Here is a 22,300-nt window from a genome sequence, read left to right on the forward strand (position 1 = left end):
GTGCGTTCGGAAATTCAGATCGATTTAAGCTGTATACCGGGCTGGATACTCGCGAAACCTAAAGTTAGCGAGGAATTTTCGGGGTTCCGATCTACCAGGTTCCGCCCTCCAATATTCTGGTCACTGATGGAGGGAATCTCATGGACGGTCTGCTCGGCATCCTCGTAACCATCGCAGGAGCCTTCGCATTCGCGGGCGCGGTTGTCACACTGGTATGGCTCTTGATGATCAAGATTCCCGAGATCCGCAGGGCACGGAAAAAATCCACAGCCAAGCCGGTGAAACGGAGCGGAACCACTGTATCCGGGTAGGTTCCTCGCGCCGAACGGCCAAAGCCTGGTTCAACCACAGACCGTCCAGGACCTGAACAATGTGGTTCGAAGACGAAGCGTAGCGACCGGGCGGGCCGTAAGCGCCGCGTGCAATTGTCCTGGGACACGGACCCGCCACCGATTAAGCGGGAAACGCCCGAGTTTGTCGGATGGCTACGGGCAATCAAGGACACGAGCCCAAAGCGCGTGCGGCGCGGGAGCTATCGGTGGGTTGCGGGAGTAGCAATCGTATGTGCCGGAGCAGCCTTGATAGTTTCTGCTTTCTTGGAGTGGGGGCGCACCACGGTGTCCGGTTACGCCCTTGCGGTATCTGGCTTTGGACAGGTGACCGTCTCTGGATACAACATCAACGACGGGCAGGATGTCCTGAAATCCATCTACGTCAAGCTCGGGGTTGAACCCTCCGTTCAAAGCCCCGGAGCGTGGGCAGCAATCGTCGGTCTGATCAATGCCGTAGCTGGCTGGATGTACCTGTGGACCGCCCTGCGCAGCTTGGCCTCAGTTGTCGTCGTCCTAGCGGCTGGAGTCGGGTTTCTCGTGTTCTTGGGCAATCTGATAAATCTCGAATCGATGATGGGTGAGGTTTCCGTGTCAGGCTTCTACACCGTCGGATTCGGGCTTCTTCTCGCCTGTGCCGTGGGGCTCATCCTAATTGCGCTCGGCATCACTGCATTCGTTCTAGAGCGAGTGTCGATCGCAGCTCCGTCGCCGCGTGAGATGGGTGAGCGTCGCACCCAAGGTGCGACTAGATGGAGCCGGCTCGGACGAGCCCTCGAATGACGGAACGTCGATGTTGAGAAGCCTCACGACTTCGTCGCAACGATTTTGTTGCGGCGACCTTGTTCGAGCCGTTATGAGACGGTCCGCCGGTCAACCGGATCGTCAGGACCGATCAAGGTATCGGTAATAGGCATAAGCACTGTCATCCGGCTCTGGGGCCGCATCAGGCTGATCGACCAGGTTTCACCGGGCTCATAACGACGTCTTGAAGAAGGCATCGCCGTAATGGTGGAAGTCGATCGGGTTGGCCCGCAATCCGGTCAATATCCTGGAAGCGGTCTGAAAGTTAACTTGCACGTGGTGTGCCCTAATCTGGGCATCGTCCGCATATGCCTGCGGTGACACACGGCCGTCCACCCCCGGCCGGCTCGATCGAGCGAATTATTCGCTCAGAGCTTGGCAATCGTCACTGGCACCCCGAGACGCCCGCCCCTTTAGCTCGCGTACACCGTCTGCCCGTCGGCGTCGACCAGGTACTGCTCGGTGCCCTCAGTCACCCGCGGTGCGTCGGCGCCCAGCGACACCGCGATCTTGTTGGCGGCGTTGCGCATGACGTCCAACGTCAGTTCAAACGCCTGCTCATCGGAGAAATGTTTGCGCACACCGCCGGCCACCTCCGCCGATATCCGCGACGGCGACCAGATCAGCGCGTCGACGTATCCCAGCGCCGCCTTCTGCGCCTCCGTGAGCCCCTCGGCCGATTCGTACCGCTCGATCTGGCGGTACATCTCCTCCGAGCCGCCCGCGTCCAGCGCCGTGCTCTCCCGCAGCGACTTGCACAGCCGGCAGTTGTGCTGCGTCGCCCCGCGCAACCGCACGACCTCCGTCGTCACCGGGTCAAGACCCCGTAGCCGCGCCACCGCCGGCACGAACCCGTTCAGCAGCGCATCAATCGGATCGCTGTCGTGGTCCCAGCCCACGACCTCGCGTGCGCCCGGCCTGCCCAGCCCCAACGCCTCACACCCCGCCCACACCCGCGGGATGAAGTCGGCGATGAAGATCGCCACCACCGTGCGAAACGCGTTGTCGCCCAACGCTGACCAAAGCTGCGTCCGCTGCGTGTCACCGATTTCGGACACATCGACCGCGAACTGCTCGGTGAACGCCGCCACCACCGAGTCACGCTCGGCGGGCCCGTCCACAGGATCGGCCTCCACCGGCAGCGGCGGTAACCCCAATGCCCTGGCGCACGTCAACCGCATCAGCGTGTCGAGTCCCCGGTCGCCCGATGACATCGCCACCAGCCCGGCCAACCTGTCGGCTAGTCCCTCTGTGTCCATTTGAGGATTATTGCGCCTGGCTCACCGACGACATGTGAAAGTCCGGGATCCGCAGCGTCGGCATCGCCGCCCGGGTCGCCCAGTCGCCCCACTCCCGCGGCAGCGTGGCCTCGCTCACCCCGGCCTCCGTCGTCCGGCGCAGCAGATCCAACGGGCTCTCGTTGAACCGGAAGTTGTTGACGCCCGCGGTCACCTCCCCGTCCTCGACGAGGTAGACCCCGTCCCGGGTGAGCCCCGTGAGCAGCAGCACCGCCGGGTCGACCTCGCGGATGTACCACAGCGTCGACAGCAGCAACCCGCGTTCGGTGTTCGCGATCATGTCGGCCAGGCTCGCCGTGCCCCCCGTCATCAGCAGGTTGTCGGCCGGCACCGCCACCGGCGCACCGAATTCCGCGGCGGCCGCCCGCGGGTACGCCAACGTCTCGATCACGCCGTCGCGGATCCAGTCCACCCGGCCGATGTCCATCCCGTTGTCGAACACCGAAATCCGCTCCGACGACGTCGCGGTCGCCACAAACGGGGTGCACTCCAGCCCCGCCGCGTGCGGATCGGAGTACAGCGTCAACGGCAGATCGGTGAGCTTCTCCCCCACCCGTGTGCCGCCGCCGGGCGCCGACAGCGCGGTCCGGCCCTCCTGGGCACCGCGCCCGTCCATCGTCCAGGTCAGATAGATCATCAGATCGGCCACCGTCGACGGCGGCAGAATCGTCTCATAGCGTCCCGCGGGCAATTCCACCGACCGCCGCGCCCAGTCCAGTCTCACCGACAGCTCATCGAGCATCGAATCCGTTGGCACATCGGTGAAGTCCGGTGTACTGACCCCGACCCACGCGCTCGCGCCGTTTCGCTTGGCGTTGATCTCCACCGAACCCGTGGGCTGGGTGTAGCGCCGTCGCAACCCATTCGACGTCGCGACGAACGTCGTCTCCATGATGTGCCTGGCGTAGCCGTACAGCCGGTTCTGGCCGCGAAACCCCCGACCGGCAAGGGTTTCCGCCAGCGGCAGGAACACCTGCGCGCCGGTACCGGGCACCGGCGCGTCCCAATCCTGCGGCGCCTCGGTGGCCGCCAACGGCTCAGCGCTGTCGCGCGCCTCGGGCGCCGACGCGGCCGCCTCCTGCGATGCGGCCACCAGACCCGCGATGACGCCGGGATCCACCTCGCTGGACCGCACCGATCCCACACGCGCCTTCTTGCCTTGGCGCACAATCGATATCACGGTGGTACTGCGGCTGGTCGACTCGCCGTTGGTGGTCATCGAGTTGCCCGCCCAGCGCAGCGACGCGTCGGCCCGGTCGGTGACCAACACGATCGTCTCGTCGGCCTTGCCCAGCCGAGCCGCCTCGGCCAGCGCGCGGTCGATGACCTGCTGTGCGCCGATCATCGTCTACCGCCCCGCCTCGTCACGCGTGTTGAGCACGTTGATGCCGCGGAACAACGCCGACGGGCTGCCGTGGCTGACCGGCGCCACCTGCCCCGGTTGGGCCTTGCCGCAGTTGAACGCCCCGCCGAGGCGCCACGTCGACGGACCCCCGACCGCCTCCAGCGAGCCCCAGAAGTCCGTCGTGGTCGACTGGTACGCCACGTCACGCACCTGACCGTCCAGCCGGCCACCACGAATCCGGAAGAACCGCTGACCGGTGAACTGGAAGTTGTAGCGCTGCATGTCGATTGACCAGCTCTTGTCGCCCACGATGTAAATGCCGTCGTCCACCCGGCCGATCAGGTCCTCGGTGCTGACATCCTCGGCCGCCGGCTGCAGCGACACGTTGGCCATCCGCTGGATCGGTACGTGGTGCGGGGAATCGGCATAGGAGCAGCCGTTGGAACGCGCCACACCCAGTCGCGGCGCGAACACCCGGTCGAGTTGATAGCCCACGAAGATGCCGTCGCGCACCAGATCCCAGCTCTGTGCGCGTACGCCCTCGTCGTCGTAACCGACGGTGGCCAAGCCGTATTCGACGGTGCGGTCGGCGGTCACGTTCATCATCGGGGAACCGTAACGCATGGTGCCCAGCTTGTCCGGTGTGGCGAACGACGTGCCCGCGTATGCGGCCTCGTAGCCGATCGCGCGGTCGTATTCTGTTGCGTGCCCGACCGATTCATGGATCGTCAACCACAGGTTGGTCGGATCGATCACCAGATCCGTCGGGCCCGCCGTCACGCTGGGCGCCTTGACTTTCTCCGCGAGCAATGTGGGCAGCTCGGCCAGCTCGTCCGACCAGTTCCACACCTCGTCACCGGCCAGGACCTCCCAGCCGCGCGCGGACGGCGGGCACAGCGAGCGCATCGTCTCGAACGTGCCCGCGGCGGCGTCGACCGTCACCGCCTCCAGCATCGGCAGCACCCGCACCCGCTGCTGGGTGATCGACGAGCCGAAGGTGTCGGCGTAGAACGTCTGCTCCTTGACCGCACTCACCCCGGCCGACACGTGATCGACGCCGTCGGCGGCCAGCAGTCGTCCGGAGTGCTCGCCCAGCACGGCGAGCTTGTCCGCCGACGCCACGGTGAACGGGTCGATCCGGTAATTCGACACCCAGGTGACGTCGGCATACACCGGCTCGGCGGCCAGTTCGATGCGCTCGGCGTTGAGCGGGGCCAGCGTTGTCGCCACCCCAACGGCGCGCCGCGCGGTGTCGGCCGCGACGTCGGCGCTGAGCTCGGCGTGCGAGGCGAACCCCCAGGTGCCGTCGACGATCACCCGCACCGCCAGGCCGATCTCGCGGTTGACGACGGCGGTCTCCAGCTCGCCGTCGCGCATCTGCACGTACTCGGTGGTGATCGCGTGAATGCGGAGATCGGCGTGGCTGGCCCCGGCGGCCACGGCCGCGGACAACGCCGCATCGGCGATGGCATGGCGCGGCAGCTCGAGAAAGTCGGCGTCGACGCGTCGGCTCGCTGTCACGCCCACCAACTTAGTGGGCGGGCCCTACGCGCTGGTGCCCGCCACCGTCAGCTCCAGCGCCAGCGCCGCGCCGCACACCAGGGCGACGACCGAGAACGCCACCCAGTCAGCACGTTTGGGCCGCGACGGCGCCGCCGAGATCTGGCCCGCGCCGCCACGCGCGGTGATCGCGTCGCCCATCTCGTCGGCCCGCCGCAGTGCGACGATGATCGCCGCCGCGAGCAGGTCGATGGCCTCCAGCCACCAGCGGCGGTGGCGTCCGCGTCGGGTCTGCGGCCGCTGTTTGGGACGCAGCCGGCGCGCCGCGTAGAGCACCCGGAACTCGTCGATGAGCATCGGGAAGGCGCGCAGCGCCAACGTCAGCGCGACCGCCCATTCGTCGACGGGGATGCGCAGCACGCGCAGCGGCCGCCCCAATGCGGCGACAGCCGGGGCGATCTCGGCGACGTTGGTCGTCCACGACACCATCACCCCCAGACCCAGCAGCACGATCGACAGCGCGGTGATGCGCAGGAAGTTGAGCAGCCCGCCGAGTCCGAGTTCGACTGAGCCCAAGTCGATGATCGGGCTGCCACCGGCGAAGGCCGCGGTGACCCCGCCGAACGTCAACAGCACCCACAGCCAGCCCGGAACCGTCGGCAGCACCCCGCGCGGAATGCGCGCCAGCCGCGCGGCCGTCACGACGAGCACGGCCACCGCACCGATCGGCACCCAGCCCGGATAGAAGGTGAGCAGGACGCCGATGCCGGCGACGATCGCCAGTTTCGTTCCGGCCCACAGCTGGTGGATGGCGCTGTCGCCCGGCACGGGCCGCAGCAGCACGACCGGCTTGGGCTGGCGCCGGGTGGCGGGGGCCGTCATGACATGCCTCCCGCCGCCGAGGGCGCCGTGACCAGCGCGCCGCCTTCCAGGTGCAGCGTGCGTGGGCAGAGCTCTTCCAGGCCGGTGAAGTCATGCGAGATCACGACGACGGTCAGGCCGGCGGTGCGCCGCAGATCCTCCAGCAGCCGCAGCAGACCGCGCTGGCTGGCGGCGTCGAGGCCGGCCAGCGGTTCGTCGAGGATGAGCGCCCGCGGTGAGCGGGCCAGCAGTCCGGCGAGCACCACGCGGCGCATCTGCCCGCCGCTGAGCTGGTCGATGCGCCGCTTGGCCAGCGCTGGATCCAGGCCCACCGTGGTCAACGCTTCGGCCACCCTGGCGTGGTCGTCGGGGGGAAACCCCGCCGCCGAGGCGATCTCGTGACCGACGTGGCTGCGCATCAACTGCAGGCGCGCGGCTTGGAAGGACAGCGCGACGGCACCGACCCGCTCGGAGGCCGGCGCGCCGTCGAGCAGGCACTCGCCGACCGTCGGGATGGTCAGGCCGGCCATGATCCAGGCCAGTGTGGACTTGCCGGACCCGTTGAGCCCGTGGATCAGCACGCCGTCGCCCTCGTGCACGGTGAAGTTGATGTCGCGCAATGCGGTGGTCGCCCAAGGGGTTCCGCTGCCGTACTCGTGTCCGACGTCGATGAGTTCGAGCACCGGGGTTTCGGAGTGGTGGCCCGGCAGCACGGTCGCGGCAGGCGCCGCCGTCGTATCCACCATCTCGGTGTTGTCGGCCGCGCCGTTTCCGGTGAGGTCGATGGTCCGGTCCGCGTTGTCGGCCTCGGTGTTGTAGTGGGTGATGTGCACCAGCGACATGCGGTGGCGTTTGGTCAACCCCGACAGCACCGACACCAATGATTCGCGGCCCTGCTGGTCGACCATGCTGGTGACCTCGTCGGCGATCAGCAGCGAGGGTTCGCGGGCCAGCGCGGCCGCCACGGCCAGGCGCTGTAGCTCACCGCCGGAGAGCCCGCCGGTGTCGCGCTCGGCCAACCCGTCGAGGCCGACCTCGGCGAGCAACTGCTGCACGTCGATGGTCTTGCCCGGCGGCAAACCCCAGACGACGTCGTCGGCGACCCGGGTGCCCAGCACCTGGCTCTCGGGATGCTGCATGATCACGGCGGTGCCGCCGATCCGGCCGAGGCCCACGGCGCCGGGCCGTTCGACGGTGCCCGAGGTGGGTTCGCGCCCGGCCAGCACCAGCATCAGCGTTGTCTTACCGGACCCGTTGGCGCCGGTGACGGCAAGGTACTCACCGGGTTCGACGGTCAGGGACACGGGACCGAGCGCGTCGACGTCGGCGTTGGGATAGCGGAACCGGACGTCGCGGAGTCGGGCAGGCACCGGTGCGACGGCGCCGGTCTCGGCGGAGGACTCCAGCTTGTGCACATCGGGAATGCCGAACAGCCGCGACATCACCCGCGAAAGCGCCCACCAGCCCAGCAGGCTGATCACCGTGATGGACAGCACGCCGCTGCCGAAGAACAGGAACGGCCAGTAGTCCAACGCCGTCGCGAAGTCGCGCTTGAGTTGGTCGGCGACGCCCTGCATGTCCGGGATGCGGGCGATGATCGCGGCGACGCCTTCGACGTTGGCGGTGACCGTGTCGAAGATCAGGGTGCGCAGCCGCGCCAGGATGGCCAGGGCGACCACCGTGGCCGCGCCGAACGCCGCGCCCGCGATGAGCGCGACCACCACCACGGTCGGGGTGCCGCGGCCGCGGCGCTTGACGGTGCCGGTGAGCCCGCCGATGTAGGCGCAGTTGAAGACGGTCATGAAGCCGCCGAGGCCGGCGATGAGAAACGCGATGATGCCGCCGGCCACGGTGGCGGTGATCAGCACCCGCAGCCGGTAACGGTAGGCCAGCAGACCCATCGGCACGGTGCCCAGCAGCGCCAGCCCGGCCGCGAACGGGACGACGACGGCGATGATCGCGGTGGCCGCCGTCAGCGCCGCCATCACCGAGGCCTGCGCGAGTTCGCCGGGACGCAAGGAACCGGTCCGTCGAGACGGCCTCGATTCCTCGGTAATGGTCATTGCACGATTCTGCCAGTCGGACCGCGAGAAGCTCCATCAGCGCAGTTGTGGCCGGCGACATCGCCCCGAAATCGAGACCATATAGGAAAGCTATGTAATATGGACGGCATGTCGTCGACACTAGGAGCCGACCTGTTGGCCGTCGTTGCCCGGATCAACCGGCTGGCCTCGCAGCGGGCGCGGATGCCGCTCGGATACGCCCAGGCGCGGCTGCTGTCCACGATCGAAGATTGCGGTGAGGCCCGCATCTCGGATCTGGCCGCGCTCGACCACTGCTCGCAGCCGACGATGACGAACCAGGTGCGCCGGCTCGAAGACGCCGGCCTGGTGTCGCGCACCATCGACCCCGAGGACGGGCGCGCCGTGCTGATCCGGATCACACCCAAAGGCGTGGAGACCTTGCGCCAGGTCCGGGCGGATCGCCGTGCCGCCATCGACCCGTACCTGGAACGTCTCGACGACGCCGATCGCAAGACCCTCGGCGATGCCGTTGTGGTTCTGCGGCGTCTCCTCGAAGACGCCGCCTCGCCTTAGCCGCGCGCCATCGTCAAGTAACCGCGAACGTGGGCTTGTGTTCGAAGTTTCGCCGAAATCTCGAACACAAGCTCACGTTCGATGCCCAGGGCCCCGTCGGTCAGAGTGCGAACGCGAGAAACTGGGTGAACTGGTCGGCGGAGAAGTTGTCGTCGCTGACCAGGACCAGCGACTGGCGTCCGTCGGGCAGCGTGGGGCCCAGCGTGGCGCCCTCCACGTTGTCCAGCGGGTCCACGACGTCGGTCAGGTCGACGAGCGGGGTCTTGGTCATGGTCCGCAGCGATGCGCCGCGCAACGACGGCCGGGCCAGCACGTCCTCGGCGTCACCCACGCTGGCGCGGTAGAGGCGCGCCTGAACGTGCGTGCCGTATCCGCGTTCCAGTACCAGGAACTCGCCGTCGTCGAGGGCCACCAGCTCGGAGACCCCGTTGTCACCACGCGGCCCAGCTCTGAGCTCGTCGACCGGATAGGCGTACTGCGCTGTGGCGGAGAGGCTTTCGACATCGAACTTGGTGATCCGGACCAGCGCGCCGTCGGTTTCGGTGGGTAACTCGCCGTCCTCGTAGCGCGGCCCCTCCATCGCCGCCCACAGGTAGCGGCCGTCGGGAGAAAGCGTGAGCCCCTCCAACCCGCGGTTGCGCCGGGGCCCGGTTTCTTCGCTGGACATGTGGAGCATCGGCGGCAGGGCGAACTCGCCGAGATAGTTGCCGTCGAGGTCGGCGATCCGCACCGACGGGTCGAGCAGCGCGTCGCCCTTCCGTTCGCCCTCGCTGGACCAGTACAACCGCTGGCGGCCGACGTCAAAGGCGATGCCCTCGGGGTCCGGCGGCACCACCGGCGGCCGGGTGTCGGTGTCCAGCGGCGCGAACGGCTTGCCGTCGTCGTTGCGCAACGGATGCGTCGAGACGAAGTCGACGGCTTCGACTCCGTTGTCCGACAGCGTTATCCGTGCCGTATAGAACCGTGCCGGGTTCTTGTTCGACCGGTCGTCGCTGATGATGTAGTACAGGTCGCGGTCGGGGTCGTAGCTCACGCCGGACAGCCCGCCGATCATCGTGCCGTCGAAAGTCGCGCCGTCGTGTAGCTTGAGCTGGCCCAGATACCGCGGCCGGTCGTCGATGGCGGTTTCCGAGACGCCGCACGCGGCGAGCAGCACAGCGCAAGCGAGCCCGATCAGGCGAAGCGCGCGCACTACACCGTCGTATCGAACAGCGTTCCGACCAAGTAGGTCGCCGTGATCGCGACGGTGCCGAACGCCAACAGCCGCAACGCCCCGAACCACAATGGTCTGCGGGTGATCCGGGCAGCCATCGCGCCGGCGATGAGCAGTCCCAGGCCGCCGCACGCCAGCCCGACCCACAGCGACTCGTAGCCGAGCAGGTACGGGATCAGCGGAATGATCGCACCGATCGCGAACATCACGAACGACGAGCCGGCCGCCACCCACGGTGACGGCTTCTCCTCGGGATCAACCCCCAGTTCCTGCACCAAGTGGAAGTTCAACGCGCGGTTCTCGTCGCGGTGCACCTCCTCGGTGGCCTTCGCCGCGGTTTCGCGCGTCATGCCCATCTCCATCAGCATGGCCACGAGTTCCGCCTTCTCGGCTTTCGGGTCCTTGCGGAAGGAGCGCCGCTCGACGAGGACCTCAGACTCGATCTGCTCGTTGGCGGTGGTCACCGATGTGTACTCACCCATGGCCATCGAGAAGGCGCCGGCCAGCAGCCCGGCGATACCGCTGATCACCACGGTCGGCGCATCGGCGGCGGCGGCGACACCGGCGATCAACGCGGTGTTGCTGACGAGGCCGTCCATGGCACCGAACGTCGCGGCACGCAACCAGCCGCCGCTCACGTCGGCATGCTCGTGAGTCGTCACATGCGGCACTCCGGTGGGCGCCAACCACTTAGGCATGCCCGCACCCTTTCATGTCCCCGATGGAACCCCACCTGATTCTGCCGGATCCAGTCAGATTTACCTGCGTTTGTCGCATCACGTTTGCGTCGTCCCGCGTCGGGATACCGTGAGGTATGACCACCACCGCAGAGCACCTGCGCAATGCGCTCGACGGCCGTTGGCGCGATGTGAAGAACCAGATGCGCGAGGAACTCTCCAGCCAGGTGTTCCGCCCGCACTACACCCCGAACACCGTCATCGCCCGCACCAAAGTCGCCGAGCAGATGAAAATCATGGCCGCCAAAGGCGCGGCCGAGGACGGGTTCAAGAAGGAGCACGGCGGCAACGGGAACGTCGGCGCGGCCATCACCCAGATCGAGATGCTGGCGATGTCCGACCTGTCGCTGATGGTGAAGGCCGGGGTGCAGTGGGGGCTGTTCGGCGGCGCCATCGAGAACCTCGGCACCGAACGTCACCACGAGAAGTACGTGCCGAAGATCATCAACCTCGAGCTGCTCGGCTGCTTCGCGATGACCGAGACCGGCCACGGCAGCGACGTGCAGTCGCTCGAGACCACCGCGACCTACGACCCGGCGACCCAAGAGTTCATCATCGACTCCCCCACCCGCACCTCCCGTAAGGACTACATCGGCGGTGCAGCCGAAACCGCTCAGGTGGCAGCGGTTTTCGCCCAGCTGTTCACCCTGGACGGCGAGGGCCACGGGGTGCACTGCTTCGTGGTCCCGCTGCGCGACGAGGACGGCAACGATCTGCCGGGCGTGACCACGTCGGACAACCACTACAAGGGCGGCCTGCCGGGAGTCGACAACGGGCGCATCCAGTTCGACCATGTGCGAATTCCGCGGGAGAACCTGCTCAACAAGTACGCCGACGTCGCAGAGGACGGGACGTACTCCTCGCCGATCGAGAACCCGAACCGCCGGTTCTTCACGATGCTGGGCACGTTGATCCGCGGACGGGTCACGGTCGGCGGGAGCGCGGCCGCGGCAGCGCGGGTGGCGCTCGACATCGCCACGCGATATGCGTTGCAGCGCAGGCAATTCACCGAGCCAGACACCAACCACGAAGTGCTCATCGTGGACTACCTGGTGCATCAGCGTCGGCTGCTGCCGCTGATCGCCGAGTCGTATGCGCTGCAGTTCGCGCAGAACGAACTGGTGGCCAAGTGCCACGAACTGCAGACCTCCGATCACCCGGATCCCGAGGAGCAGCGCGAGTTGGAGGCACGCGCGGCCGGGTTGAAAGCGGCCAACACCTGGCATGCCACCCGCGCGATCCAGGAGGCGCGGGAAGCCTGCGGCGGTGCCGGCTACATGGCCGAGAACCGGTTGATCGCGCTGAAGGCCGACACCGACGTGTTCACCACGTTCGAAGGTGACAACCATGTGCTGACCCAGTTGGTCGCCAAGCAGTTGCTCACCGACTACGCCGACGACGTCAAGAGCATGAGCCCGGTGGAATGGGTGCGCTTCGCCGCCGAGACCGTCGGCACCCGCGTCCTGAAACGCACTGCGGCACAACCGATCATCCAGACGATTCTGGACAATCGGCAGGACAACGAGGAAGAGGGCAGCCTGTTCAACCGCGGCACCCAGATCAAGATGTTCGAGGACCGCGAAGAGTACATGCTGTCTACGGTGGCGCGCCGGCTGCAGGGCAAGTCCAAGGAGATGAGTGCATTCGAGGCGTTCAACGCCGTGCAGGATCACGTGCTGCACGCCGCACGCGCCCACATCGACCGCGTCATCCTCGAGGCGTTCGTGGCTGGCATCGACGCGTGCGAGGACGAGGAAGCCCGCAAGATCCTCGACATGGTCTGCGACCTGTATGCGTTGTCGGTGTTCGAGGAGGACCGCGCCTGGTATATGGAGCACCGGTTCCTGTCCACCGAGCGGGCCAAGGCGGTGACTCGCGGGATCAACGAGCGCTGCCGCAACCTGCGCCCCTATGCGGAATTGCTGGTCGACGGGTTCGGTATTCCGGAGCCGCTGCGCTACGCCGAGATGCTGCACCCGGAGAACATCGTCGACACGTAGATCGTCCTGGATCTTCCTGGATCTTCCTGCGCGAAAAGCGCAGATGGTGGCGATCCCGGCGAGAACGGCACCTTCTGGGTCTGCTGGGCTGGGGAAACTCGGGCTTGAAAGCGCGTCGGCCCGCCACCTCCCCGGTGACGGGCCGGCGCCCGAAGTGCTCTCCGCTAGCCAGCGGCGAGCTGTTTGGTCCCGTACACGCGCTCGAGCAGGGCCGTGTCGCCATGGACATCGACACGCACGACCTTGCCGTCCCGCAGTGTGAACACGTCGGCGTCCTGACCGGTTTCGCCCCCCGCGGACACTTCTGTGATCGCGACCACATTATCGTCCTCGGCGACGAGCCGCTCGACTTTGACCGTCAATCCCTTGGCGGCCAGCCGACCGAACTGCTCCATGATTTCGGTCTTGCCGTGGAAGGTGCCGCTGACGGTGCTTCGGCCCGGCTGAACCCATTCGATGTCGTCGTCGAACAGCTCCATCACGGCGTCCAGATCGCCGGCGGCGAAGGCGTCGTAGCCCCGCCTGATGATCTCTTTGTTGTCCACTTCGACCTCCCGTTCTTCGCATCCGATAGTTCGGCCGCGAAGGCGTGGCCGGTCTTCGGGAGTCCGCTCGGCGCGGCTCCTCGATCAGTCAGACCGTTCGCCGCCGTGTCGATTGTCCGCCCGGATCGAGCAGGAACAATCGGGTTCTGGTGGAACGGAATCGCCGAGGTTGCGGGTGCAAATACGGTCACCCGCCGGAGCTCGCATTTTCGCCCGGCAGAGCCTGCGAAATACTTGCTCCCCCGGCTGGACTCGAATTAGCCGCCCTAGCAATCTTCCTTGCAGCTGATTCACTTGTTTACCTGCTATGATATCCACCAACAGCTAGATTCAGCAATCGCCATAACCCCCGCTATATAGCACGCGGATGGCCTCGCAGATAGCACGAAAAGGTGTGACTGAATGGCAGGTAAGAAGGGGCGGCGCGGCTGGGGGTTTGTTCGCCGACTGCCCTCGCGTCGCTACCAAGCCTCGTACGTCGGGCCGGATCTGGTGCGGCATCGGGCACCGCGCACGTATACGTCGAAGCTCGACGCCGAGCGATGGCTGGCTGATGAACGCCGAGCCATCGAGCGCGACGAGTGGACGCCGCCCGCTCAGCGTGAAGCCGAACGCAAGGCGCGAGGCGTCACCCTTGCGGATTACGGGCCTACGTGGATCGAACAACGCACCAAGGGCGGGCAGCCGCTCAAGCCGCGCACCAAGAGTCATTACACGCGACTGTTCGATGAACACATCAAGCCGAAACTCGGGAAACTGGCACTCAAAGACGTCACGCCACAGGCGGTGCGGGACTGGCATGCCCGCACTCTCGCGGACAAACCGACCTACAGGGCACACGCGTACGGGTTGCTTCACAGTATGCTCGCTAGCGCTGTTGCCGACGAACTCATCTCGGTCAATCCCGCTCAGATCAAGGGCGCCGCGAAGGCGACCCGCAAGCGCCAACCGGTGATTCTCGACGTCGCCGAGGTCGGCCAGCTTGCCGACGCGATTCGGCCCGAAAAATTCAAGGCGTTCATCCTGATCGCGGCATGGTGCGGTCTCCGGTGGGGCGAGTTGACCGAACTCCGACGCAAAGACGTTGGGCAGGGTTGCGCAGAGATCAGCGTGTGGCGGGCCGTCACCCATCGCGATAAGGCCTGTGTCATCGACTCGCCGAAGTCGGGCGAGGCCCGCAAGGTCGTTGTGCCCCCGCACGTTCGCCCCGCCTTGCAGCATCACCTGAAAGCCCACGTAGCGAAGGATGCCGAGGCGCTACTGTTCCCGCCCGCGCGGGGTGGATGCCACTTGCGCGACAAGGTTTTTCGCGAAAGCTACTTTGATCGCGCACTTACGGAAATCGGCCGCGATGGCGAGAAGAAACCACGACCCACCATCCATGACTTGCGTCATTTTGCGGGCACGCAGACGGCGCGGGTGGGCAACTTGGTGGAGACGATGGGCAGGCTTGGTCACAAGACGGTGCAAGCGTCGCTGATCTACCAGCAGATAGCATCCGGCAGGGATGCCGAGGTGGCTGAGGGCCTATCTAAACTCGCCGAAAACGGTGTTCTGTAGGCGCTCGCGCCTACGAAACCCGTTGACGGAGTGTCAGAAATGACAATATCTGCGTCGGGATTTAGGACACCAGTGCGCTAGACTGGCCCCAGACACCAGCAGCGTCCTTCTTCTCCCGCAAGTTCGGGCACGTGTCTAGAGCCGAGGCCATCCGGGCCAAGGCATGCCCACGGGAGGAATCTCTATATGTTCGACTTTCCGGCACTGCCCGCACAACCCACGATCGCGCAGGCAGCGCACCATCTGAATTGCTCGTCCACGCATATCCGGCGGCTGATCGCGAGCGGACAACTGAAGGCCCGCCGCATCGGGGTACGCGCGATCCGAATTGACCGCGAATCACTTCTGAAGCTGGGGCAACCGGTGGGCGGCGCCCGATGAGCTACCAACCCACTCCGGCCCGCCACGCCTGCCACGAGCGCGGCGTTGTTGAGTTCCACGTCTGGCCGGTCGAGAACGACATTGAAATCGACGGCCCCGCAATCTGGCGGCGTCCCGTCACTGGCCGCACCGAGACCGACGAACTGATCGTGCTCCCTGAGACCGGGCCGGCAATCACCGTTGGCGATTACTTGGATCAAGTGATGCCGAAGGAACTTCAGCACAATCACAGTGCGCGAGTTCATCACCGCGATTTGGATGGCCCGATCAGCGATGCACCCAACATCAGACGGCGGCGTGAAGTGGTCAGTGGCGAGCATTCCTCCGACGACGGCGGTCGGTGAGCGGCCCGCTCGCCGACACCGACAGCACCGCCCGCACGATCACCGAGGCCCCAGCGTATTTAATCACTGCCGACGGCGAAGTCTGGTCGCGTCCGCGCACCGTGGCCGGCAAGGCTGGCTCGTTACGAGTCCTGCAAGCTCGGCGGCTAAAGCCTGACGGTGCTGGCCGGGTGTCGCTGCGCATCGACGGCGCAACGGTGCGGATGCCAGTGGCGGCGCTCTTCCGGCGCTACTGGCCCGAGATCGGCTATCGGAAGGTTCAATTCTGTTGCCGCCGCGGGCATCCGCTTATCGATGAGAACGTCGCGGTGTGGGGCACGGGTAACCGTGTCTGCCGCATCTGCTGGCCCGACTGGCACCCCCCACCGAAGACACAAAACCATGCGCCCGGGCGGGAGACGATGAGAGTCGCGCCGCGCTCGCACCCCGAGGTCGACGACTTGACCGCTTCGGCCCACGGCTGGCAGATCAAGACATTGAGCGGTGAGTTTCCCCGCGGCGAGTTCCCGCGGGTGCGCGTCATGCCGCGCAAATGGGTCAGCTTGCTTTGCGAGGTCGCCGGGACGCCGTGGGGCGGCAGTGAATGGTCGCCGGGTTGCCTGTCGCCAATGGTCGGCGTCGGCGCTGGTTAATTAGTTCTCCACTTTCACTCTATGGATAGAGATAGATTCTCTCGCTATTTTTTTGACCTTTTTCCGTATGGCGACCGTCTGCGAAAGGGCGCGACCAGATGACATTAAGCACTACCGAGTACTACGTGAGTACCGGCGAATCAAAAGAGGCCACGCGGGCGAGGCAGGCCAAATATCGCCGCCGGCAGCGGCTGGCTATGGCCCTCCTACACGCCGCAGAGGCGCGCGGGCTGTCGGGCGGCGAAGCTATCGCCGTCCTGCAGAACGCCGATTATCGAACGCTGCAGGAATGCCAGTCGATGGGTATCCGATGAGCCCACAGCCTGACGATATCGCAGTCCTCTACCACCAAGCGAAAATGGCGGCCGACCAATACCTAGCCGGTGAAATAGACGACTTGGAATTTCGCCGCTGGATCGCGTGGATCACACTGTGTGCCCAGGGTTGCCCAGAGCCAACGCTTGAACGACTAGAAGTGCGAATGCGCGAAATGGACACAGCGACAAGCTTTATCTCGGCCGCGCCGACAAAGGAACAGGACCAGTGAACAATCCGATTCGGCTGTCCAAGCGCCAAAACGGTGGCGTGCACATCATCCAAGGGAAAAGCTTCGTCCTGCTTGATCGCGACGAAGCGCTAAAGCTCATCGCCGATATGCAGAAGTTGATATCCGCTGATAGCCCAACACGGGCGGAAACGATGAACAAGATTGACGCTCGATAATGACTACGACAAGTTCGTGAAGCTTAACCCGGCGACCTGTCGGGCACTAGCGCTGAACGCCGATATGCCGCTGCGGTTCCGCGTTGCGTTCATGGCGTATGGCAGCGTACGCAGAAACGGCCACGCGTGTTTCAAGCCGGGTGAGCTGGCACGGATACTCGGCGTCCGTCCCGACTCGCTTTCGCGTGGGATCGCCAAAGCAAAAGCTTCGGGCCTACTGATGTACGAGTCGAGCGCCCGGTGTTTGGTGGTGCCCGGGCATGTAGTCAAGGGCTGGCTGGGCCACGAGAATGACCCATGCGCTGTCCACCACGGCAAGCGCAACCGAGGTCAAAAATTGGCCGAAATGGCCAAGAATTGACGCCATTCTTGGCCATAATGGCCAAGGTGATTGGCCGAAATGGCCAAGTGTCAACGCTCTGACCTGCGGCAATGCGCCGCCCTTCTATGACTCTTATCAGTGCTGACCAGGCTTCGCCCACCACGGGGCGACGGCGCTGAGGGTCGACCGACGGCAAACCCACTTAGCCCCGCACGCGCGGCAGCGCGCAGGAACGCACCTCGCGAAGCGAGCCAAACCTTCTAAAGAATCCTCGGGGTTGATTTCCCTGCGGGAGCTGCAACCTCCCGTTGAGAGGGCACTCACCTCTCTTCCGAATTGGGCTGTCGTCGGCCCGTGAGCGGCGCTCGCCGGTTGATCAGCGGTCGATAGGTCAACGAGGAAATGGCTCGCCCTGGCTAGCAGCGCCGGCCGCGAGGCGGGGTTAATCGCGGCCCGCTTAAGGCGTCCCGGGGCCAACCGAAGACTTCACACAACAGGGGAACCAAACTGAACTTCACCGAAATCAGCGCCGTCAGCTACGACGGGACGACGATCGACATTCAACTAGCGCCCGACCCGTGCGGCTGGCGTGGCGTGTACGACGGCATGACCGTCTATGTCACCGTCGTTCGCACCGCGCTCACGGGCGCGGCCCACCAGTGACGACGACTATCCCGGCGACGGTCGGCGAACCGTATGAAATTGACCTGACACCCCGGGGATTGATCCGGCTCAGTCGGACCGTGAACGGCCGCACGCATCATCTGATCCTCGGGCCGACTGATGCGATCGCGGTCGCCGATGCCTTGGTCGATACCGCCGAGCAACTCGATTAAGCGACCACAAGCGATTTGACGGCAAGATACGCCCGTTTCCTATCCCTTCCGGCGTGTTTGCCGCTCACAGCGACGCTGAGACGCGGGAATCGCATTTCCCGCCGAACTCACCCCCCGGTACTTGGGGCCGGGCACCTCTTCTCCGTCCGGTTCCCACACGACGACGCCGCACTCCGGTAGCGACTCCTAGCCTCTTCGTCGCCCGGTGGCCCGCTGGTGTGCCAACCCGCGCTTGAGCTTTGCTCGCCGATTCCAGCGGGCGCGGCGCCGTCCTCAAACTTTAATTCTCTTAAGGAGTTCCATTGGCAGACGTGCATGTCGACGTATTAGCCAGGGTCCATCGCAACTCGGTTGATCGCGCCGCGGAAAACATCAAGCGCCCGTTAGAGCGCGCTGGCCGCGAGGCGGGCCAGAACTTCGCCACCAACTTTGGTCGCGGCTTTGAATCCCGAAGCGCGAGAATCCAAGCGGCGCAGCTCAAGTTGGCAGATGCGACACGCAAAGTCCACGATGAGCAGAAGACCCTCAACAGGATGCTGGATGCGGGTGAACAAAACCTCAACAAACTGTCCAGGGCGTCGGATCGCGTCCTCAAGAGCCACCGTGCGCACGACCGCGCGGTGCGTGACTTGCGCGCCTCCTACGGCGGTCTGGAAGCCGATGCGCGGGTGGCGCAGAAGGCGCTTGCCAGCGTGGGCGACAGTGCGCGTGGCGTTGATTGGGAGAATGTTCGAAACGAGGTCGTGCGGACCGGTGCCGTCTTCCGCGCACTGGGCAGCATCGGTGCACCTGTGGCAATTAGTGCCGTCTCCGCGGCATTGGTATACGCCGCTGGTATAGCCGCGTCAGCAGCGCAAAGTTTGTGGCTATTGCCCGGTGCTGTCGGCGCCGCCGCTGCCGGGTTCGGGACGCTGAAAATTGCGACTCTCGGATTCGGCGATGCACTCAAAGACATTCGCGACCCCGAAAAGTTCGCCGAGGGGCTGCGAGAGTTGGCTCCTAATGCCCAGCAGGCGGCGCTGGCGATTCAGAATCTGCTGCCGCGATTCGACCAATTGAAGAACGCGGCGCAGAATGCGTTGTTTGCCGATGTTGGCCAGCAGCTTACCGCCCTCACCAACCAATTTTTGCCGACGATCCAGCGGATGACGACCGGTGTTGCGGGTGCGTTCAATCAAATGCTTTCCGGTGTTGTCGATCAGCTAATGACCCCCGAATCCCAGCAGGCGATATCGACCACCGTCAGCAACATCGTTTCCGCGTTCCAAAATCTCAGCGGTGCTGCTGGGCCGCTGACCTCGGCGCTGGCCAACCTATTAGCAACCGGGTCAGACTTTCTGCCCGACCTGGCGAGTTCTGCTGCGCAGGCCGCGGAGTCGTTTGCCGCGTTCGTGCGCGAAGCGCAGCAGTCCGGCCAACTGAAACAGTGGATCAGTGAAGGCTTGACCACCGTCAAGCAACTGGGCGAGGCCGCCTGGCAACTCGGTGAGGCATTTATGTCGCTGGCCCCAATCGGGCAAAAGATATTGCCTGAAATACTTGAGATACTCCCGGCCATTAAAGAAATGATGCCCGCCATTTCAACCGCGGCGGTAATGGTGTCAGGCACCCTCCTTCCGTGGGCGAAATACATCGAATTGGCCAGCAAGGCAATGGAGGGCTTCAAAGGCATTGTTGAGGGCGTCGGAAATGCCGTACTACCGATTATCAACAAAATCGGCCAGGCATTCGACGCGATGCTCGAACCTATCCGTAAGGCGATCGACACCGCGAACAAGTTTTCGCCGGTCGATCTTCCCAATATCCCGAAATGGCAGAACGCGGGGCCTTTGAATCTGACCGGTCCCGAGCGCGGCGGGAGCTGGATGCCCAAGCCGACCGATCCGTTACCCACGGCAGGTATCGACCCGTTCACCGGCCTGCCGCTACCGCCTGGCGCGACCGCCGGGCGCATCGGGGCCAGTGTCGGCGGCTTGAACCAGAGAGGGCCGGGTTGGGGGCCACAGGGCAGCTATTTCGATTCCCCGGGCGCAGCCCGCGGCGGTAGTTCTGATCCGGCTAAACCTGTTGTGCCCTATCCGAACACCGACCCGATGTCGCTGTTGCAGGGCTTCCCCGTCACGGCATCGCTGTACTCCGCAGCCGGCACGGTAATCGACTCTAGGCACGAACTGGCCCAGTCCGAAGCGGAGCTTAATGCGCTGCTTCAGCGCAACGACGCGACGGCCGAAGAGATCCAAGACGCGCGCAACGACCGGGCAAAGGCTGAACGTGAAGCCTATGAGGCGGAGCTTCGCCTTCAAGAAGCCAAGCAGTCCTCGACGGATAAGTTCGCGAACCAAATGCGTGGCGCCGCTGCAACATTCCAAGACATCTCGGCCAACCTTGACGAGGATCTGGGACTCTCAGATGGACTTCCTGGCCTAGCCGACAACCTGGTGCGCTTTATCGCCACCCTGGCCGCTGCTCCGGTTCTTGGACAGCTCAGCGCGATCAAGAACGCCAGCCCTTCACAGGGCGGCCACGGTTTATTCGGGATGCTCGCCGCGCAAGGAACATTCGGCCCGCAGTTCACCGGACTGCCGCAGGAGCAGTACACGTCGCAGGGCGCAATGCCCCCAAACCTGGCACAGATGTATGCCTTGGCCCAGCACGCCAACGGCGGTCAATACGATTGGGGCGGAACCGATCTAGTCAACGGCCTGGCCGACTGCTCAGGCGCGGTGTCCGAACTCGTCGCAGTCCTCACCGGTCGCGGCGTGGGCCAGGGTCGCCTGTTCACCACGGACAATTTCGCCGCCTACGCCCAGCAGAACGGCTGGCAGCGCGGATATCAACCCGGCGCGTTCAACGTCGGCCTGAATGAGGGCCACATGGCTGCCACGCTGCCCAACGGCCAGGCGTTCGAGTCAGGCGGCAGCCACGGCGGCATCGTGCTCGGCCAGGGCCAGGGCGCACTCAACCCAACGTTTACCGACCATTGGTTCAAGCCTGTCGCACCGGCGTACCCCAGTGCACCGCAGTACGCACCGAGCTACGCGCCGCCCGCAGGCCCGCCGTCGCTGGCTAACGTTCCCCCGATGCCGGGTGGCCCACTCAGCGCTGGCATGCCACAGGCAGCCCCGTTCGCCAATCCCATGGGGCCGACACCCGTTGTTGGCCAAGCGGCGGGACAGGGCGGATGGCAGCCCAACGGCGGCGGCTTCGGCATCAGTGGCGACGGAGCGATCGGCGCCGGTATGGCAGCAGCCGCCGGCGGTGGCATGGACGGTGGCGCAGCAGCCGCTGGCGTAGCCGCACAAACGGCGATGAAACTGATTCAGCGCACGGTCTCCTACGCCGGTCAGGCGGCAGGCATCGGCGTTCAGGGGCTGATGGAGACCTTCGGTCTCGACAGCGCCCTGCAGGATTCGTGGCTAGGCCGCGTCGCAGCGGGTATTGCCGGTGCGCGTCCCGCACTGCCCAACCAGGCCGGACAGACCCAGGCCCCGCTACAGGACCAGCAAGGCCAACAGGGGCAACAGGGTCAGCCACCAAGCCCTCAGTATGGCGTCTTCATCAACGGCGACTGGGTGCAGGCGCCTCATCGTGACACGGCTAAGTCGATGTCGGACCTTGCGTTTCAGGCTGGCTCGGCGTGGACGGGCCGATGAGCATGCAGACGGTTGATTGCATTCGCTGTGCGTTGTGGGAGGCCGACCCGACCCACGCCGAAAACGTCGAATCGGTTCGCGTGCAGCGGCTTCTCTTGGCCACGCTGAACGCCGCGCCCGATGTAGTCGCGCTGCACATGGAAGAGGTCCGTGACTGCGCATACTGCCTCGGCCGGGTGGCGGCGCGGCTACTCGCCACGTCGGCAATGCATCTGGCCACGCTGGCTGGCGATGCTGAACCGGCGATGCGGGCGCTGCAGGACCAGCTCTTGGCGGACATGGCGTGAAGGTCCACCGCCCGTGTCTCGAATGCGGACGACTGACGGACGACAGCCGGTGTCCGCGCTGTCGGCGTGCGCGTATGCGGGCCACGTATGGGTCGGCAGCGTATCGGGCGTTGGGTCGCCCATCGGGTGCGTGTCAGTTGCGCCTACCGGGATGCACCGGACAGGCCAGCACGTGGGATCACGTCGTGCCGGTGTCCAAGGGTGGCGGGCATGGCCGGCTCAACGTGCGCCCAGCCTGTGCGCATTGCAATTACAGCCGAGGCAACCGCTGACGCCTGGCCAGCAAACCTCTATCGCATCCCGTCATGCATAGCGACTTATTCGCATTACCGC

Annotated in this window: 23 protein-coding genes; 15 read left to right on the forward strand and 8 right to left on the reverse strand. The window is 65.3% G+C overall.

Annotation, left to right across the window (positions count from 1 at the left end; all coding sequences use genetic code 11):
• Window positions 1-140: 140 nt before the first annotated feature.
• Both MELE44368_RS26515 and MELE44368_RS01755 read left to right on the forward strand, forming a co-directional pair.
• The gene (locus MELE44368_RS26515; RefSeq protein WP_164890000.1) at window positions 141-311 is read left to right on the forward strand and encodes a hypothetical protein; all 171 of its coding nucleotides are present in this window, start codon (window positions 141-143) and stop codon (window positions 309-311) included.
• Between the two features lie 285 nt (window positions 312-596).
• A complete protein-coding gene (locus MELE44368_RS01755) occupies window positions 597-1,112 on the forward strand; it encodes a hypothetical protein (RefSeq protein ID WP_128106874.1) in 516 nt (171 codons plus the stop codon).
• A 434-nt stretch (window positions 1,113-1,546) separates the two neighbouring features.
• Here the strand turns inward: MELE44368_RS01755 and MELE44368_RS01760 are convergent, their stop codons facing one another.
• Genes MELE44368_RS01760 through MELE44368_RS01780 form a run of 5 tightly spaced genes read right to left on the reverse strand, consistent with a single transcriptional unit; the run spans window position 1,547 to window position 8,200 of the window.
• Window positions 1,547-2,392 (reverse strand): carboxymuconolactone decarboxylase family protein, encoded by an 846-nt coding sequence (locus tag MELE44368_RS01760; RefSeq protein ID WP_128106875.1) that lies wholly within the window; start codon window positions 2,390-2,392, stop codon window positions 1,547-1,549.
• Window positions 2,393-2,399: 7 nt separating this feature from the next.
• The gene (locus MELE44368_RS01765; RefSeq protein ID WP_128106876.1) at window positions 2,400-3,776 is read right to left on the reverse strand and encodes a TldD/PmbA family protein; all 1,377 of its coding nucleotides are present in this window, start codon (window positions 3,774-3,776) and stop codon (window positions 2,400-2,402) included.
• 3 nt (window positions 3,777-3,779) lie between these two features.
• Window positions 3,780-5,297: a TldD/PmbA family protein gene (locus MELE44368_RS01770; protein WP_128106877.1), complete on the reverse strand. Its 1,518-nt coding sequence runs from the start codon at window positions 5,295-5,297 to the stop codon at window positions 3,780-3,782.
• 24 nt (window positions 5,298-5,321) lie between these two features.
• Window positions 5,322-6,158, reverse strand: coding sequence for a CbiQ family ECF transporter T component (locus MELE44368_RS01775; protein WP_128106878.1), 837 nt, complete (start codon window positions 6,156-6,158; stop codon window positions 5,322-5,324).
• Complete coding sequence (locus tag MELE44368_RS01780; RefSeq protein WP_128106879.1) at window positions 6,155-8,200, reverse strand: ATP-binding cassette domain-containing protein; 2,046 nt, start codon at window positions 8,198-8,200, stop codon at window positions 6,155-6,157. Before MELE44368_RS01780 ends, MELE44368_RS01775 begins: the two co-directional genes overlap by 4 nt.
• Window positions 8,201-8,308: 108 nt before the next feature.
• Between MELE44368_RS01780 and MELE44368_RS01785 the strand changes: the two genes are divergently transcribed.
• Window positions 8,309-8,734, forward strand: coding sequence for a MarR family winged helix-turn-helix transcriptional regulator (locus tag MELE44368_RS01785; protein ID WP_128106880.1), 426 nt, complete (start codon window positions 8,309-8,311; stop codon window positions 8,732-8,734).
• 100 nt (window positions 8,735-8,834) lie between these two features.
• Here the strand turns inward: MELE44368_RS01785 and MELE44368_RS01790 are convergent, their stop codons facing one another.
• Window positions 8,835-9,926 (reverse strand): esterase-like activity of phytase family protein, encoded by a 1,092-nt coding sequence (locus MELE44368_RS01790; RefSeq protein WP_128106881.1) that lies wholly within the window; start codon window positions 9,924-9,926, stop codon window positions 8,835-8,837.
• Complete coding sequence (locus MELE44368_RS01795) at window positions 9,926-10,645, reverse strand: VIT1/CCC1 transporter family protein (RefSeq protein ID WP_128106882.1); 720 nt, start codon at window positions 10,643-10,645, stop codon at window positions 9,926-9,928. Before MELE44368_RS01795 ends, MELE44368_RS01790 begins: the two co-directional genes overlap by 1 nt.
• A gap of 116 nt (window positions 10,646-10,761) precedes the next feature.
• Between MELE44368_RS01795 and MELE44368_RS01800 the strand changes: the two genes are divergently transcribed.
• On the forward strand, window positions 10,762-12,684 hold the full coding sequence (locus MELE44368_RS01800) for an acyl-CoA dehydrogenase family protein (RefSeq protein WP_128106883.1): 1,923 nt from the start codon (window positions 10,762-10,764) through the stop codon (window positions 12,682-12,684).
• Between the two features lie 164 nt (window positions 12,685-12,848).
• Here the strand turns inward: MELE44368_RS01800 and MELE44368_RS01805 are convergent, their stop codons facing one another.
• Window positions 12,849-13,229, reverse strand: a complete 381-nt coding sequence (locus tag MELE44368_RS01805) for a nuclear transport factor 2 family protein (RefSeq protein WP_241566435.1) — start codon at window positions 13,227-13,229, stop codon at window positions 12,849-12,851.
• Window positions 13,230-13,631: 402 nt separating this feature from the next.
• On the opposite strand from MELE44368_RS01805, the gene MELE44368_RS01810 reads away from it, so the two are divergent.
• From MELE44368_RS01810 to MELE44368_RS27280, 11 genes are all read left to right on the forward strand, one after another.
• Complete coding sequence (locus MELE44368_RS01810; RefSeq protein WP_128106885.1) at window positions 13,632-14,789, forward strand: tyrosine-type recombinase/integrase; 1,158 nt, start codon at window positions 13,632-13,634, stop codon at window positions 14,787-14,789.
• A gap of 186 nt (window positions 14,790-14,975) precedes the next feature.
• The gene (locus MELE44368_RS01815) at window positions 14,976-15,170 is read left to right on the forward strand and encodes a helix-turn-helix domain-containing protein (protein WP_128106886.1); all 195 of its coding nucleotides are present in this window, start codon (window positions 14,976-14,978) and stop codon (window positions 15,168-15,170) included.
• Window positions 15,167-15,514 (forward strand): hypothetical protein, encoded by a 348-nt coding sequence (locus MELE44368_RS01820; RefSeq protein ID WP_128106887.1) that lies wholly within the window; start codon window positions 15,167-15,169, stop codon window positions 15,512-15,514. The genes MELE44368_RS01815 and MELE44368_RS01820 overlap by 4 nt, the downstream gene beginning before the upstream one ends.
• Window positions 15,511-16,146, forward strand: a complete 636-nt coding sequence (locus MELE44368_RS01825; RefSeq protein ID WP_128106888.1) for a hypothetical protein — start codon at window positions 15,511-15,513, stop codon at window positions 16,144-16,146. Before MELE44368_RS01820 ends, MELE44368_RS01825 begins: the two co-directional genes overlap by 4 nt.
• 125 nt (window positions 16,147-16,271) lie before the next feature.
• Window positions 16,272-16,460 (forward strand): hypothetical protein, encoded by a 189-nt coding sequence (locus MELE44368_RS01830; RefSeq protein WP_128106889.1) that lies wholly within the window; start codon window positions 16,272-16,274, stop codon window positions 16,458-16,460.
• Between the two features lie 229 nt (window positions 16,461-16,689).
• Window positions 16,690-16,869: a hypothetical protein gene (locus MELE44368_RS01835; protein WP_128106890.1), complete on the forward strand. Its 180-nt coding sequence runs from the start codon at window positions 16,690-16,692 to the stop codon at window positions 16,867-16,869.
• Complete coding sequence (locus tag MELE44368_RS01840; protein WP_128106891.1) at window positions 16,856-17,230, forward strand: hypothetical protein; 375 nt, start codon at window positions 16,856-16,858, stop codon at window positions 17,228-17,230. The genes MELE44368_RS01835 and MELE44368_RS01840 overlap by 14 nt, the downstream gene beginning before the upstream one ends.
• Window positions 17,231-17,850: 620 nt before the next feature.
• A complete protein-coding gene (locus MELE44368_RS26520) occupies window positions 17,851-18,027 on the forward strand; it encodes a hypothetical protein (RefSeq protein ID WP_164890001.1) in 177 nt (58 codons plus the stop codon).
• Between the two features lie 302 nt (window positions 18,028-18,329).
• The gene (locus tag MELE44368_RS01845) at window positions 18,330-21,680 is read left to right on the forward strand and encodes a hypothetical protein (RefSeq protein ID WP_128106892.1); all 3,351 of its coding nucleotides are present in this window, start codon (window positions 18,330-18,332) and stop codon (window positions 21,678-21,680) included.
• Window positions 21,677-21,967 (forward strand): hypothetical protein, encoded by a 291-nt coding sequence (locus MELE44368_RS01850; RefSeq protein ID WP_128106893.1) that lies wholly within the window; start codon window positions 21,677-21,679, stop codon window positions 21,965-21,967. The genes MELE44368_RS01845 and MELE44368_RS01850 overlap by 4 nt, the downstream gene beginning before the upstream one ends.
• A gap of 74 nt (window positions 21,968-22,041) precedes the next feature.
• Window positions 22,042-22,239: an HNH endonuclease gene (locus tag MELE44368_RS27280; protein ID WP_128106894.1), complete on the forward strand. Its 198-nt coding sequence runs from the start codon at window positions 22,042-22,044 to the stop codon at window positions 22,237-22,239.
• The last annotated feature ends 61 nt before the right edge of the window (window positions 22,240-22,300 follow it).

It is taken from the genome of Mycolicibacterium elephantis DSM 44368 (genome assembly GCF_004014805.1).
Taxonomy (GTDB): Bacteria; Actinomycetota; Actinomycetes; order Mycobacteriales; family Mycobacteriaceae; genus Mycobacterium; species Mycobacterium elephantis.

Bases quoted from the DNA above. Each gene is read 5' to 3' on its own strand.
- MELE44368_RS01810 (WP_128106885.1), top strand. From the start codon at position 13,632: ATGGCAGGTAAGAAGGGGCGGCGCGGCTGGGGGTTTGTTCGCCGACTG.
- MELE44368_RS01850 (WP_128106893.1), top strand. From the start codon at position 21,677: ATGAGCATGCAGACGGTTGATTGCATTCGCTGTGCGTTGTGGGAGGCC.
- MELE44368_RS01815 (WP_128106886.1), top strand. From the start codon at position 14,976: ATGTTCGACTTTCCGGCACTGCCCGCACAACCCACGATCGCGCAGGCA.
- MELE44368_RS01765 (WP_128106876.1), bottom strand. From the start codon at position 3,776: ATGATCGGCGCACAGCAGGTCATCGACCGCGCGCTGGCCGAGGCGGCT.
- MELE44368_RS01820 (WP_128106887.1), top strand. From the start codon at position 15,167: ATGAGCTACCAACCCACTCCGGCCCGCCACGCCTGCCACGAGCGCGGC.
- MELE44368_RS01795 (WP_128106882.1), bottom strand. From the start codon at position 10,645: ATGCCTAAGTGGTTGGCGCCCACCGGAGTGCCGCATGTGACGACTCAC.
- MELE44368_RS26515 (WP_164890000.1), top strand. From the start codon at position 141: ATGGACGGTCTGCTCGGCATCCTCGTAACCATCGCAGGAGCCTTCGCA.
- MELE44368_RS01760 (WP_128106875.1), bottom strand. From the start codon at position 2,392: ATGGACACAGAGGGACTAGCCGACAGGTTGGCCGGGCTGGTGGCGATG.
- MELE44368_RS27280 (WP_128106894.1), top strand. From the start codon at position 22,042: ATGCGGGCCACGTATGGGTCGGCAGCGTATCGGGCGTTGGGTCGCCCA.
- MELE44368_RS01785 (WP_128106880.1), top strand. From the start codon at position 8,309: ATGTCGTCGACACTAGGAGCCGACCTGTTGGCCGTCGTTGCCCGGATC.
- MELE44368_RS01780 (WP_128106879.1), bottom strand. From the start codon at position 8,200: ATGACCATTACCGAGGAATCGAGGCCGTCTCGACGGACCGGTTCCTTG.
- MELE44368_RS01775 (WP_128106878.1), bottom strand. From the start codon at position 6,158: ATGACGGCCCCCGCCACCCGGCGCCAGCCCAAGCCGGTCGTGCTGCTG.
- MELE44368_RS01800 (WP_128106883.1), top strand. From the start codon at position 10,762: ATGACCACCACCGCAGAGCACCTGCGCAATGCGCTCGACGGCCGTTGG.